Consider the following 13,858-nt stretch of genomic DNA (forward strand, 5'->3'; position numbering starts at 1 on the left):
GTAGGATTTAAAATAACTTATACACTTTTGTATACACATTCTCTAGAGTTTAGATCATCCTAAAAATCCTATATTTTTCCCATTTTAATCAATGATCTTGCTGGGTTGCATCCAAAATATTAGGTTTATTCAACTTTGTTGTGGAGATTCTGAATCCATTTTATTTCTTGAAAATATTTTCTGTTCAGTTTTGTATAAAAATGAGGGTCTATATCTTTTGCATAAGCAATATAACCCGAAAGTTTATTATGATCTTCATCTTTTAATATACCTTTTGATAAAAGAGAAAGGTGTAATCTTATTTTATCTTTCATTGATCTATGTAATGTAATATGAAAATCATGGCAAACTTTCAACCCGGTAACTACTATGCTTCCTCCAGAGGCACTACAGATCTTGAATTTTTTAATGTTAATTTTAAAGTCTGGACCAATCTCTTTCATTGTTCTTTTAAAACAATCCAGAATTAATTTGCTAGCCCCTTTAATATTTGTAGAGACAATAATATCATCAGCATATCGTGTATAAGTGGCATTAAGTTTATCAATTGCATTTAGTTTTTGCGACAGTTTTTCATCAAGTTCTCTTGCCACAAAGTTTGCAATTAATGGGGATGTAGGAAACCCGATAGGGAGAGTGCTATCTGATATAAAGCAGATTGTTTTTATAAGTTGTAGTAACTCTTTATCATATTCTGTTGTAAATTCAATGCGATCTCTATAACGAGTGAATGCATACTCAAAATCAGAAAATTTTATTGAAGGGAAAAAATCTTTGAGATCTATTTTCACATAATATCTATTCTTTGATTCGGCATGTAATAAAGCATTGCTTTTTATTGAACGGTTTTTAACAAATGCATATGCAGCATTATGCATTGGGAGCTTTGAGAAAACATTATTCATTAACCAATATTGAATTAATTTAACTTTTGATGACGGGTGATAAATTGTTCTCATACCTCCTTTTTTCTTAGCTATATCCCATTTTTTTGGTGGCTCAGGTGATCGCATTACTTCAGAAGCAAATCCCTTAGTCATCAATGTCTGAGAGTCAATTAGGCTATATATTCTCATATACCCTCATCCTTTCTGGCTTGTTCTTGAGGAAAAAAACTTTAAACATTGATGATATGTTGTCAATGTCAAAATCATATTTAAAATAATATTCTTTATACAAAGAATAATAAATCCCATTTGTGCATGATATTATTCTAATAGCCATTAGAATGCCAAGGTGCTTTAGAAGATTTTTTTTGTAATGGCTTTCTGTACCAAATATTTTTGTGATTATTTCGATGAGTTCATTAAGTTGCAAAGGACCGCATACAAAAATTACGTCATGAATAAATCGTACTGAGTCTTTATTGAAGTTACTGGAAGGATCTAACTCTTCTTTTTTTAAAGTTCTTGAAATTGCTCTATCGTTCTTAGAAAGAATATCATATAGTGGATCGAATATTTCGCCAATCCCATCAGAGCGCTCTATGCTTTCAATCCCTTCTTTCATTTTATAATGCAAGAAATGACCAGATTGTTGTGATTGCTGAGTAATAGCTTTTATTGGCCCCATATTTATAAAAGATTTCTCATTTATAAATTTTGTATTGTTAACTATTATTAATTTCTTGCGTAATTGCTTGCTGTATGCAAATGCACCAAGTTCCGTAAAGGAAGAATAGCTTTCTAAAACAATGATAATATGGTCGGCTAATTTTGATAAGTCAGCTTCGATATCTAATAAATTATCAGATAATGATTCCTCATCTGTGCTTAATTCTTTGAAAACTAGTTCAGCAAGAAAAAAATGGCAATTATTCAAATACCGTTCAGAAAAATTTATTAATTCCAGTCGTCTTGCTGATGGCTCTCCATTGTTTTTGTTAGCACCACACAGAAAGATGAATTTTTTTACATTACCAGGACATTTTACTTTGTTCTTGTCAACGAATGATGAAAATAACGTAGTTGCTCTGGATACCTCAGTACCATTTTTTTTTAGCTGAGTCAGCATCGAGAATATCCTTATGCACCTAGATGGTAGAGGGCTAGAAAAACCAAACCTACTTGAGCACGTCGATCAGTTCGCTGATCGGTGGCCCCCAGCCGCCGCTCAGCGAACTGAACGACGGGCATAGCTAAAATACTAGGCGAAACCATGACTCATGGCCCGATGGGCTATTAACCCATAAAATGCTAGGTTTGGCTCTGTAACGCTCTCATAAATGTCAAGAGGATTCAAGAGGAAAGCCATTGATGTGAAGTGATTTTCTTTTCTCCAGGCGCTGGAGTAGAAAAAGTTTGAACACCAAATATCTCTACTTTGATTTTATTGTATGTTAACTAACTGATAATTAATTGTTATATGTACTTGAATTGATTTTATGGTCTTAAGAGAACTTTTCCCACGTTAACTATTCACTCTGCTCACCTTTGTGATTTTTGCGCGCTCAGCTTGCGCCGGGTCAGGCAAAGAGGGGAGGTATAAAGTTTTTTTGGGTTTTACTGTTCACTCTGTTCACCTTCCATTTTTATACAGTAATTTCATGGTGTTAAGTGGTTAACAGATGGTGAAGGGTGAACAGTCGATTGTTCACCTCGCGGGACAGTCAGGTATAAAAAGACCGGCGGTTGCCGGTCTGAGGTAGGTTATGTCGCTATGGATTCATCGCACTTCGGCAGCCAGTCGCCGTTGCTGTCCTCCCTGAGCGTCAGGTTGGTCTGTGTCCCCTGCTTGGTGTGCCGCTTCTCATAATTCAGCCCGTACTCTTTGAGCATCATCGGTAGCCCCAGCCCGAACATTTTCAGGCTCAGCACATGCTTGTAGCCGTTGGCCTCCATATACACCAGATAGGCATGATAGAGGTAGTTACGCGGCTGTCGCGGGATAATATTAGCGTTCCCCATAAACATCCCGTTCGTTTGCGGCAGCGCTTCCAGATAGCCGCAAAAATCGAACGTCGGATCAGCGTCGCGCTTGATGCTGAGTGCCTCGTCAGAGTTCTGCTGTGACTGTAGCAGCGTGCGAGCGGTCATCGGGTCGCTGAACTGCTGCATAAGCTGGCGCACAATGACGGCCAGCTCACGGGCGATTTTGTCCTTAAGTTGCGGGTCGCGCTCCTCCGGGGCGATTTGCTCCGGGAAATGAATAATGACACGGCGACGGGATACGCCGCCGCTGCGGTCGGTGAAGCGCATCGGGTTATTGTTCACGGCCAGAATTACCGCCGGGATATAAGCCGAATAGGCGTCGCGGTATTTCGGGTCGACCGACACGGCATCGCCGCCGGTGATGGCCTTAAGTCCCGCGCCATCCCCGCTCCATTTCTCCTGGTCAGGCAGGCGTATCAGCGAGAAGCACATCACCGCTAAACTGACCGTATTCACTGCGGCCAGAGACACCCATGCAGCCAGCATGGAAAAGCTGAAAGAGATTGATACATCAATTGAACGCTGTAAGCAGGAGCGACAGACCGCTCTCAATGAGAGCGCAGAGGCGGAACAGGACTGGCGTAGTCGCTTCCGTACCCTGCGCGGTAATCTCACTCCTGAAATGAAAGCGGAACACAGCAAGCGTATCGCCAGTCGGGAGCTGGCCGACGAATTCACCGGCCTGATTGCGGAGCTGGAGACTGACCGGAGTCGTGCCATGCTGAATGCCTGCACCACCGGCAATAAATTTCGCTCTGCACATGGCGAAGCTTTTACCGCTTACGCCGGGGCGGAATGGGTTAAGGCCATCAATGCTGTTCCCGTCGCGCTCATCCGCGCTTTCCTGCTGCGCATTCGTGCCCTGGAAATGAATGGGGAGCGCGCACCGCAATCTGTGGCCATCGGTGAACTGCGTGATGCCCTCAATCGTCAGGGCAGTTTTTATCACTTCGATATGAAACTGGAGCCAGTCTTATCCGTGACGGGTATGCAGCGGCCGCAAATTACCGGCGTGGATATGGAGCTGTTACGCAGTCCACTCAAGCGAAACATGCTCGCCAAAAAGCTGGCTGAACATGACGGAACTAAAGCGGGGGCATAAGTATGTTTCACTGTCCGTTCTGCAAAACCAGTGCGCACGCCCGCACCAGTCGTTATCTGTCTGAGAACGTCAAGCAACGCTATCACCAGTGCGTGAATATCGAATGCTCGGCAACTTTCCGCACGCTTGAATCCGTTGACGGGATTATCTGTTCACCGCCGACAGAGCCGGTCATCCCTGCATCCGAACCGGCGGCCAACGTTAACCGTGCTGGCGCTTAAGCATGACCAGTCAACAGGAGAAACTTACGTGACCACACTGACGCTACAGAAAGCCTTTGAAGCCTGTCATGCAAACAAATCCGCCTGGCTGCAACGCAGGGAAGAACTGACGCAGGCTGAACAGGCCTACCGCGAACAGCTTGACGGTAACAGTCTCAGCGGCCGGAGCCTGCAAATGCTGCGTGAAATTATCGACGTGAAAAAATGGGAAATTAATCAGGCTGCCGGGCGCTACATCCGGTCGCATGAGGAGGTGCAGCGTATCAGCATCCGTAACCGGCTGAATGATTTTATGCAGGTGCACGGGGCGGAGCTGGCCGCAGCGCTCGCGCCTGAATTAATGGGCTATAGCAGTCAGCATCCCGCCGTCAGAAACTGCGCCATGCAGCACTCGGTCGACTATCTGCGCGAGGCACTAAATGTCTGGCTGGTCGCCGGTGAAAAAATTAATTATTCTGCGCAGGATAATGACATTTTAACAGCCATCGGATTCAGGCCTGACGGGGCTTCACGCGATGATAATCGTGAAAAATTCACGCCCGCACAGAACCTGAATTTCACTCGCCAGCGCGCAGAACTGGCTGCACAGTAGGCCGCTCAATAATTCCCGAAAATCCTGCCATTTTTCTGTAAAAAAGCCATGCATCCTAAGGTGCATGGTTTTGCATTCGTTTTGCCGACACATAATGTCCCGCCAAAGCCAGCACTGGCGAGCCCTGAGGCCGTTAATGCACCTGCATTAAAAGCGACCTCTTAAGCGGGCAGGCGTGGCGGGGAGAGCATTGCGCGCGCGGCGTGTTCCATTTAATTTTCTGTATTAGAACCTGAATATCAGGTTTCGCTGAAAATGTTCTCTTAGTGTTAGTCATCTAAGAACGATTGAGGTGGGGTAAACTTCCGGCCAGCATTCCTGTGTCGAAGGCTTAAAGCAGGTTGTGGTGGATAAAAATTATGTGAAGTGCCTATAGCTTCCGTCATAGACTAAAAGACATACTTGAGTTATATTTTAACCCCCTTTAAACGAATGTTAATAATTTCAAATATGGAAATCGTAGGCTCTAATTTAAAAATAATAATGCCAGTAACAATGTTGGGTTTGACTTTTCTCTTGAAGTTATGGGTGGTAAATGTACCTAAAGCTCCGGATTACCTTAAGGCATTAATTGAACTCCCTGTTTCTATTTCGTTATTAAGCGTAGCCATGTTTATTAGCTATTCCATAACAGTAGGGGTAAATGGCAAACAACATTCTGATGGTATAGCCTTTTTTGCTTTAGCGTTATTTATTACTTTGATAGTCATTGCAATATGGCGTGGTTGTTGCATTCTCTTCAACAAAGAATGCTGGTTTGCATTGGGGCTTTGTTCCATTGGAAATTATGCTCTAGCAGTTAGTTATGCTATATTTTCAATTGTGATGGTCGCAGGAGTATAAAATGTCACAAAATACACTATTGATTGTTACAATTGCTATGGCTTTGGTTTCTACTTTAGCTCTTGTATTTTCTCTATTAATAAAAATCATCTCAAAGAGTAAAAATGATAGTTACGATGAATACAGAAAACAAGCTTATATAGAAATGATGAGAGAGTCATACGAAAAGCAAATATATTCATTGAACAAACAAATGATGAGTAATGAGAAGCGATGGGAGGATATCAATCATCTTTTAGTAGAATCGCAATATAAAAACGCTTCTCGTAAAGACTCTGATGACGATTTTTTCAAAAACTTAGGCATTAACAAAAACGAAATTGTTGAAAAAAGGCAAGTTTTTGTCTTAACGCCCTTCAATGAGGTTTTTGATGATATTTATGAGGATGTCAAAAGTATTGTGTCTTCTACAGGAATTCCGTGTACAAGAGGTGATGAGGAAATTAAAACAGGGAACATTTTGTCGCATATTGTTCAATTGCTACTTGAATCAAAAATAATAATTGCAAATATTGATGGGCGAAATGCAAATGTATTCTATGAATTAGGTATTGCTCATGCGTTAGGTAAAAAAACAATACTAATTTCTTCGGATTTATCTCAAGTGCCCTTTGATATGAAAACGCAAAGGATTTTGTTTTATACTCACAAAAGTGAATTAAAAGATAAACTTCTCCCTTATTTGGTTTCGAGTATTTAGCTAAAAGCCCTTAGTTAATAAAATATAACTAAGGGCTAGTTACTTCTTAGGGGTAAATATTATCTGCATAAAACTGAAGCATCACTCTCCTATTTTCTAAATATTGAGCATGGTTGTAAGTGCCACGGATGCTGTTTTTATCTACATGCGCTAACTGCATCTCAATCCATGCACTATCAAACCCTTGTTCATGTAGGATTGTCGACATTGTGTGTCTGAAACCGTGACCTGTAGCGCGGCCTTTATAACCCAGTAGCTCAATCACCTGTGAAACACTTTCCTTTGAGATCGGCTTACTACGGTTATTTCTGCCAATAAAAATATAAGGGTAGTGGCCAGTAATAGGCTTGAGTTGCTTGAAGAGATCGATTACCTGAGTAGTAAGCGGCACTATGTGAGGTCTGCGCATTTTCATCCTTTCTGCAGGGATTTCCCATATCCCCTTTTCAAGGTCTACTTCTTCCCACGAAGCAAAGCGCATCTCCTGAGTTCTTACACCAGTAAGAATGACTATCTTTGTAGCATTTTTAGTGATGATACTGCCGGTGTAGGCTTCGAGATCCCGAATAAAATGAGGCAATTCTTCGGCAGATAAAAATGGATGATGTTTTTGCTTAGGAACTGCCAGCGCGATAGCTAAATCAGGTGCAGGATTGTATTCAGCGCGGCCAGTTATGATCGCATAGCGATAGACCTCGCCGCATCTTTGGCGCACTTTTCTGGTCTTCTCTAGTGCTCCACGCTTTTCTATTCGTCGCAATACTTCAAGTAGTTCTAACGGTTTGATTTCACTGATAGGACGTTTACCAATGAACGGGAACACATCTTGCTCGAATGTCTTAATGATTTCTTCGCGATAGGCCACTGTCCAGCGGTCAGCTTTGTTGGCGTGCCATTCTCGACATATGGCTTCGAATGAGTTCTCTGTTGAGAGTTGCTGTGCCAGCTTTTGGGCTTTACGTTCTTCGACTGGATCAATGCCATTTGCGACCTGCTTACGGGCCGTATCGCGTTTCTCACGTGCTTCTGCGAGGCTCACAAGGTTGTAGCTGCCAAATGACATTAGCCGCGCTTTACCGGCAAAACGAAAGCGGAAGCGCCAGCCCTTCGAGCCGTCGGGATTGATAAGCAATGACAGGCCTTGCCCATCGTTCAATGTGTATGGCTTGTCTTGGGGCTTTGCTCGTTTAATTTGTATGTCTGTTAGTGCCATGTGTATAAGTCAAAAATATGTATAAAAAATCTATACACATCACTATACATATTTTTCATGGATTCAGGGAGAATTTGTCGGACGGTTACGGATGAGTGATTTAATAATTGCGTTGAAAATAAAGGATTTTTAGACGTTTTCGGATGGTGGCGGAGAAACTTTGGCGGAAGATCACAGGAGTCGAACCTGCCCAGGACCGCTGGCGGCCCCAACCGGATTTGAAGTCCGGCCGCCCCACCGGGGACGAGGATCTTCCTTCGGGAGTCAGAAGCAAGAGCCTGATTATAGCGCAGTTTATCCTTAGCGCTAAGAGGGAAATAGCGGCGGCCCCCGGGAACAATGCCGGAGGCCGGCAGAATTACGGCTTCAACAGATCTTTGACGTCCAGCAGGATAAATTCATTGTCATCCGCCACATTCGGCTGGCGGCTGGAGGAGAACGGGAAGTTATTGTCGTTACCGACAATAATATGACTGCCGTCCACCACGTCGACGTTTTCAATGGTGAAGAACGGGAAGGTCAGCACACCGTTGTTCAGCGGTTTGCGCGCCAACTTGTTCGGGTCCTGAATGTTCAACAGGTCGATATAAGCCAGTTTATCGACCGGTTTGCCGACGTTGGCATCAGAAAAAGCGATTTTATATACCCGCTTGAACTTCGCCACCTGGCTGAAGCAGTTGTCGGTTGGCGCACCCGCCGCGCAAGCTTTGTCCGGCGTACCTTCGCCATTATCACGCTCAATCACCAGACCATGGGTAGCGTCGATCATATTGAAATCGCCGATGGCGTTCTGGTTGTCTTCCAGCACGTACTGCCAGCTGCGGCCAGTCCAGGCCTGCTGTTTCACGTCAAATTCCAGCACCCGCAGGTAACGTTTTCCATCGCGGTTTTCAAACTTTTCGCCATCCCACAGCGCGCCCTCAAGCAACGGGTACAGCTTGCTGCCGTCCGGTGATGCCGCCATGCCCTCAAAACCCTTGGAACGCGCCACCTGGAAGTTCTGTTTGCCATCCGGTGCACCCGGTAGGGTCAGCGTCGGGTTATCCGGCGATTTGACTACCTTACCGTCCACCTTGGTGTCGAACACCGCCAACACCTTACCGTCCAGATCGGCCTTGATCAGGTAAGGGCCGAATTCATCGCCGATCCACAGGGCATTGTCGGCGAACTGGAAGCTTTCCGGGTCGAAGTCGCTACCGGTCAGGTAACGCTGGTCGGTGCTCTCATTGACGATATGGAACGGCACTTTCTGGTCAGGATCGTGCAGGAATAGCGTTTTCAGCGGCGTCACCGTGCCGTTGTCAAAGTCGATTTTGTAGTGATTGAGGTACAGCATCGCATCCGGTGAGTTGGCTTTGCTGCCGAAGCCGTTGTCGGTCAACACCCAGTAGGTGCCGTCGGGCATGTGCTTGATACCGGAATGGCCCTGAAGGGGTTGGCCCGCGATCGGCAGGCCGATACCGGTCATGCGATCGGCGGATTTTCCCGCCACGCTGCCCAGTTCCGTCACGCGTTTGCCGCTGGTGTACTTACCGCTTTGTTGCAAATCGGTGGGAGCATCCTGTGGCGCCGCAATACTGGATTTTACCGCCAGTATCGCATGCCCGGCCAGCGTCGCAGACACCGGTTGGGCGTCAGCCCACAGGTTACCGCTCAGCGCCATACAGCCAGCCAACAGCGCCAGACGAGTTTTGGTGATGTGCATGTCATGGTTCCCTTTTTGTTGTTATCGCCCAGAAGTAAAAGCAACGTCACTATAGGGAGCCGCAATGACAGAAATATTATTCGGCGAACGCTCGCCGGTAGCTGCGCGGGTGGAAGCACCAGGTGATGGCGATAAGCACCACCACCAGCAGTGCGTGAATTTGCCAATCGAGCACAAAACCACCGCTGTAATCACGCAACAGGCCGGAAATGTACGGCGTCGTACCCGCCAGCAGGAAGCCGATACCCTGCATAAATGCCACCAGTCGCCCCGCCGCCGCCGGGTGCGGAATATGGTCGAGCGCCAGCACCAGGCACAGCGGGAATGCACCGCCCAGCCCCAGGCCGGATAGCAGTACCCACAGCCAAGGCAGCGTTTGCGGCAGGTAGATAAGGCCGATGAAACCTGCCAACTGCATGATCAGCGCCAGCAACAACAGCGGACGGCGGTCCGTAGCGCGCGCCAAGGCGGGCAACAGCAGCGCCCCCACGACCTGGCCGAAGGTCATCAGCGCCAATAGCGATCCGCTGGCCTGCGGCTGCCAGCCGAGCTGCATGTAATAAGGGGGGAGCCAGGCGATCAGGCTGGTGTAGCCGCCATTAATCAAACCGAAATAGGCACCGAGCAACCAGGCGCGACGGCTGCACCATAAGCTCGGTCCGCGAGCAGTACCGGATGGCGTCAGGCGTGCCAAACCTCGGCTGACGGGCCACCAGGCGATCAACGCCACCAGCGCCGGCGCTGCCCACCAGGCCAGCGCGCTATGCCAGTCATGGCCAACACTCATCAGCCAAGGAGTAATCGCCGCCCCCAGCCCACCGCCGCCCATCAGCGCCGCCGACCACAGCCCGGCCACCAACGCCATCTGCTTGAGAAAATGATGCTTGATAATACCGGGCATCACCGCCTGGATAACGCCAATTCCCAGCCCGCCCAGCACCGCGCTCAACATCAACTGCGTGCTGCCCGGTGCCAGCTCGCGCCAGGCAGCACCCAGGCCAATGGCCAGCAAACTCAGGACAACGCTGGTGCGTTCACTGAACAAACGGTTGATGGCACCGCCAGCCAACGCCATCAGCCCCATCATCAACACCGGCAAGGTGGTCAGCAGGGCCGCGCCGCCAAAACTCAGCCCGGTAGCCTGGCGCAGCGTCGGCAACAACGGGCCAATAGACGTCAGCAACGGCCGCATATTCAAGCCAATCAGCACCAGTACCCACAGCAGGGGATTGAACCAGCGGCGTAAGAAAGGGGGAGCAATAAAATGATTTAACACGGTCTATTCCTGAACTTCCGGGGTGAAGAGTGCGACGTCACAACCTGTACGCCGCAGCGTTGCATTACTCTAGGCAACGCCGCTAGTATTGGGAAATTAAATAATAAAATAGCCAGCAGTGGGAAAATGAATCGCTACCCGATGTTCAATCCGCAGTTATTGCTCAGCTTTGTCGCCGTGTGCGACAGCGGTAGCTTCACCCGCGCCGCGGACCGGGTATTTTTATCGCAGTCCACCGTCAGCCAGCAGGTGCGTCGGTTGGAGGAGATGCTCGGTAAACCGCTATTTGAGCGCTCCTCTCATCAGGTATTGCTGACCGAGGAAGGCGTCAAACTGTTGAGCTATGCGCGGCGGATCATCGCGCTGAATGAAGAGGCACACGACGCCCTGACCGGTATCTGGCGCGACGGCGTACTGCGGTTGGGGATGCCGGAGGATTTCGCGGCACCGACTACGGAACTGCTGGCGGAATTCAGCCGGGCGCACCCGCACCTGCGGCTGGACGTCACCAGCGGCCTGAGCGCCGATCTGCACAGCGCCTATGCCCGTGAAGAACTGGACCTGATCCTGGTGAAACAGCGTCGTAGTCAACCTCCGCGCGCCGCCAGGCCGGAGCCGCTACTGTGGCTGGATAGCCTGGCCTTTCCGGCCATCGAACAATCCCCGGTACCGCTGGCGGTGTTCCCGCTAAATGGCCTGTACCGCGATGACCTGTGCCAGGCGTTGGATAACCTTGGCAAGCGCTGGCGCATCGGCTACAGCAGTGCCAGTCTGGCGGCTCTCACCGCCGCATCCGCCGCCGGGTTGGGCGTCACGCTGTTGCCAGCGAGCTGTCGCTTGCCCAGCCACCGGGTGCTCGGCATCGCCGAAGGGTTACCGCCGATCGACAGCATCGAACTGGCGCTGTATTACCGCGACGGTGCCCCCGCCGCCACCCCGGCACTGGCTGAACGGCTGAAGGCGTTTTGCGGATTGGTGTGAACAGGCTATTCCAAAAGATGCGGATGTTTGAGTGACAACCAATCATTAATCGCCAACCACAGTGCCTCGGCTTGTTCCAGGCAGGTGTACACTGCTGCATCCGTCACTAAATCACCTGAGTAATCAGCGATATTGCGTTGTTTTCGCAAAGCATCCAGACAGATCATTGCTTCACGCGAGATACCCAGGGTAAGCGGCAACGATTGAATCATTAGCTGATGATGACCAGGTTTATTTGTCGAAGTCCGAAAACCTTCCGCCTGCAGAGCAGCATTGGCAATTTGCATAACCGCTTTATAGGCCGCATCAAAACGTGTTTCATTGCTAAGCAAAGTGATGCTGGCATCATGCTGGTTACGCGCAGCGGCGGAGAGTAATTTTCTGATGGCGCCCGCGTCAGGTTGTATCGCCTCCAGGCCAAGACCTATCAGGTTGTCTAACGTCATCCTTGCCTCCCAAAATCCTTAGCTGGGGCTTACTCATAATATCCTGAATAAAGGCTGAGTTTTCCGCCAAAGCCATTTGCCACTCTGCCGGCGAGTACAGCTTGGGGTTAATTTCTCGACCCAGTTCCTGCTGTAACGGGTAAAACGCGTTGATCACCTCAGAAAAAGACAAGTGACCGACGATCAGGACGTCTATGTCACTGTCTGCCGTCGCTTTACCACTGGCGATCGAACCAAAAATAAACGCCAGCTCAAGCTCAGCATTAAGCTCGGATAATACCTGCCGCAAACGTGCGGCCACCCCAGAGGTTTTGCGGAAAATCGCTACCAACTCTGCAAAAATCAGGCAGTCGGGGTTAGCGCGATAATAAATCTGCTTCCCTTGGGGCTGTCTTAGCAGAATGCCGCCCAGCGCCAACTTGCTCAACTCTTTATGTAGAGTACCGGCCTGAGTTGCGGTCCGACGCGCAATTTCGCGGACATGAAATGCCTGCTCCGGCTGCATTAGCAGCAGATTTAGCACTTTTCGTCGATATTCACTGAATAAAAGATCGAGCAAAGAGTCGTACATGGTGCTTCTCTATGTAGCCTTATTAGCTACAAATGTAGCCAACAAAGCTACATCAAACAAGCAAGCACTAATACCCGACCTCACCGTAACGCTCGCGGTAATCTTTCGGCGTCATGTCGTAACCCTTCTTGAATACCGAGTAAAAATACTGCAGTGAGGGGTAGCCGCACATCTGCGAAATCTCGTTGATGGTCAATGAAGTTGCCTTTAACAGGTTACAGGCCCGATCCAGCTTTTCCTGATGGATTACATGGTGGATGGTTTCGCCGGTTTCATCTCTGAAGCGTTTTTCGAGATTGGAACGCGACAGCCCTACCGCATCGAGCACCTGTTCGACCTTGATACCCTTACAGGCGTGATGGCGAATATAATGCATGGCCTGGATCACCGCCGGATCACGCAGCGAACGAAAGTCGGTGGAACGGCGCTCGATCACCTTCACCGGCGGCACCAGAATACGTTGCAGCGGCAGCTCACGACGATCGAGCAACTGATGCAGCAGCTTGGCGGCACGGTAGCCCATCTGGCGGGTGCCCTGCGCCACGGAAGACAGCGCCACCCGCGACAGGTAGCGCGTCAGCTCTTCATTGTCGATGCCGATGACGCACAGCTTTTCGGGCACCGCAATATCCAGATGTTCGCAAACCTGCAGCAGATGGCGTGCCCGGGCATCAGTCACGGCGATGATGCCGGTCTGCTGCGGCAGCGTCTGTACCCAGTCCGCCAGCCGGTTCTGGGCGTATTGCCAATTCTCCGGCGCAGTGGCCATGCCCTGATAGACCACGCCCTGATACTGCTCCAGCGCCACCCGCTGACGGAAAGCATGTTCACGCTCTTGCGCCCAACGTTTACCGCCTTCGCTCGGCAAGCCGTAGAAGGCAAAGCGATTAATGCCCTTGTCCTTCAGGTGGCTGAACGCCGCCTCAACCAACGCCTGATTATCCGTGGCGATGTAATGCACCGGCGGGTAATCCTCATCACGATGATAAGAGCCGCCCACACCGACGATCGGCACCCTGACGTTATGCAGCAAATGTTCGATTTCACGGTCGTCGAAATCGGCAATCACCCCATCGCCCAGCCAGTCCTTGATGTTGTCGATGCGGCAACGAAAATCCTCTTCGATAAAGATGTCCCAATCGCACTGTGAAGCCTGTAAATACTCACCAACGCCCTCAACCACCTGGCGGTCATACACTTTATTGGCGTTGAACAGCAACGTAATGCGAAAGCGCTTTTCGAACATGCGGTATCCCCAGTAACCCCCAGTGAAGGTAG

Annotated in this window: 14 protein-coding genes, 1 tRNA gene and 1 pseudogene; 6 read left to right on the forward strand and 10 right to left on the reverse strand. The window is 48.9% G+C overall.

The window, feature by feature from the left end:
* Positions 1-125: 125 nt before the first annotated feature.
* The 3 genes and pseudogenes from M2407_RS23140 to M2407_RS23150 form a co-directional block, all read right to left on the reverse strand.
* A complete protein-coding gene (locus tag M2407_RS23140; RefSeq protein ID WP_259220015.1) occupies positions 126-1,076 on the reverse strand; it encodes a retron St85 family RNA-directed DNA polymerase in 951 nt (316 codons plus the stop codon).
* Positions 1,063-2,013 carry a retron St85 family effector protein gene (locus M2407_RS23145; RefSeq protein ID WP_259220016.1) on the reverse strand — a complete coding sequence of 317 codons (951 nt, stop codon included), beginning with the start codon at positions 2,011-2,013 and terminating at the stop codon, positions 1,063-1,065. Before M2407_RS23145 ends, M2407_RS23140 begins: the two co-directional genes overlap by 14 nt.
* Before the next feature lie 635 nt (positions 2,014-2,648).
* A pseudogene (locus tag M2407_RS23150) lies at positions 2,649-3,356 on the reverse strand (primase-like DNA-binding domain-containing protein); the annotation flags it as partial.
* Here M2407_RS23150 and M2407_RS23155 point away from each other — a divergent pair.
* From M2407_RS23155 to M2407_RS23175, 5 genes are all read left to right on the forward strand, one after another.
* Positions 3,292-4,032, forward strand: a complete 741-nt coding sequence (locus tag M2407_RS23155; protein ID WP_259220017.1) for a capsid protein — start codon at positions 3,292-3,294, stop codon at positions 4,030-4,032. The pseudogene M2407_RS23150 and the gene M2407_RS23155 overlap by 65 nt on opposite strands.
* Before the next feature lie 2 nt (positions 4,033-4,034).
* Positions 4,035-4,253, forward strand: coding sequence for an ogr/Delta-like zinc finger family protein (locus M2407_RS23160; protein WP_259220018.1), 219 nt, complete (start codon positions 4,035-4,037; stop codon positions 4,251-4,253).
* Positions 4,254-4,281: 28 nt separating this feature from the next.
* Positions 4,282-4,845, forward strand: coding sequence for a phage polarity suppression protein (locus M2407_RS23165; RefSeq protein ID WP_259220019.1), 564 nt, complete (start codon positions 4,282-4,284; stop codon positions 4,843-4,845).
* A 450-nt stretch (positions 4,846-5,295) separates the two neighbouring features.
* Positions 5,296-5,688, forward strand: coding sequence for a hypothetical protein (locus M2407_RS23170; RefSeq protein WP_126336176.1), 393 nt, complete (start codon positions 5,296-5,298; stop codon positions 5,686-5,688).
* A gap of 1 nt (position 5,689) precedes the next feature.
* Positions 5,690-6,388, forward strand: coding sequence for a hypothetical protein (locus M2407_RS23175; RefSeq protein ID WP_126336174.1), 699 nt, complete (start codon positions 5,690-5,692; stop codon positions 6,386-6,388).
* Positions 6,389-6,434: 46 nt separating this feature from the next.
* On the opposite strand, the gene M2407_RS23180 is transcribed toward M2407_RS23175, so the two are convergent.
* From M2407_RS23180 to M2407_RS23195, 4 genes are all read right to left on the reverse strand, one after another.
* Positions 6,435-7,601 (reverse strand): phage integrase central domain-containing protein, encoded by a 1,167-nt coding sequence (locus M2407_RS23180; protein ID WP_259220020.1) that lies wholly within the window; start codon positions 7,599-7,601, stop codon positions 6,435-6,437.
* A gap of 161 nt (positions 7,602-7,762) precedes the next feature.
* Positions 7,763-7,857 (reverse strand) — tRNA-Sec (locus M2407_RS23185).
* Positions 7,858-7,959: 102 nt separating this feature from the next.
* A complete protein-coding gene (locus M2407_RS23190) occupies positions 7,960-9,306 on the reverse strand; it encodes an esterase-like activity of phytase family protein (protein WP_259220021.1) in 1,347 nt (448 codons plus the stop codon).
* A gap of 76 nt (positions 9,307-9,382) precedes the next feature.
* A complete protein-coding gene (locus M2407_RS23195) occupies positions 9,383-10,582 on the reverse strand; it encodes a cyanate transporter (RefSeq protein WP_046374799.1) in 1,200 nt (399 codons plus the stop codon).
* A gap of 126 nt (positions 10,583-10,708) precedes the next feature.
* Between M2407_RS23195 and M2407_RS23200 the strand changes: the two genes are divergently transcribed.
* Positions 10,709-11,563, forward strand: coding sequence for a LysR family transcriptional regulator (locus M2407_RS23200; RefSeq protein WP_020824698.1), 855 nt, complete (start codon positions 10,709-10,711; stop codon positions 11,561-11,563).
* A gap of 5 nt (positions 11,564-11,568) precedes the next feature.
* Here M2407_RS23200 and M2407_RS23205 read toward each other — a convergent pair whose 3' ends face one another.
* The 3 genes from M2407_RS23205 to xylR form a co-directional block, all read right to left on the reverse strand.
* The gene (locus M2407_RS23205; RefSeq protein ID WP_020824697.1) at positions 11,569-12,009 is read right to left on the reverse strand and encodes a hypothetical protein; all 441 of its coding nucleotides are present in this window, start codon (positions 12,007-12,009) and stop codon (positions 11,569-11,571) included.
* Positions 11,960-12,580, reverse strand: coding sequence for a nucleotidyltransferase domain-containing protein (locus tag M2407_RS23210; RefSeq protein WP_020824696.1), 621 nt, complete (start codon positions 12,578-12,580; stop codon positions 11,960-11,962). The genes M2407_RS23205 and M2407_RS23210 overlap by 50 nt, the downstream gene beginning before the upstream one ends.
* 67 nt (positions 12,581-12,647) lie before the next feature.
* Positions 12,648-13,826 carry a D-xylose utilization transcriptional activator XylR gene (gene xylR, locus M2407_RS23215; RefSeq protein WP_115057929.1) on the reverse strand — a complete coding sequence of 393 codons (1,179 nt, stop codon included), beginning with the start codon at positions 13,824-13,826 and terminating at the stop codon, positions 12,648-12,650.
* Positions 13,827-13,858 lie beyond the last annotated feature (32 nt).

It is taken from the genome of Serratia sp. BIGb0234 (genome assembly GCF_024809915.1).
Lineage (GTDB): Bacteria > Pseudomonadota > Gammaproteobacteria > Enterobacterales > Enterobacteriaceae > Serratia > Serratia liquefaciens.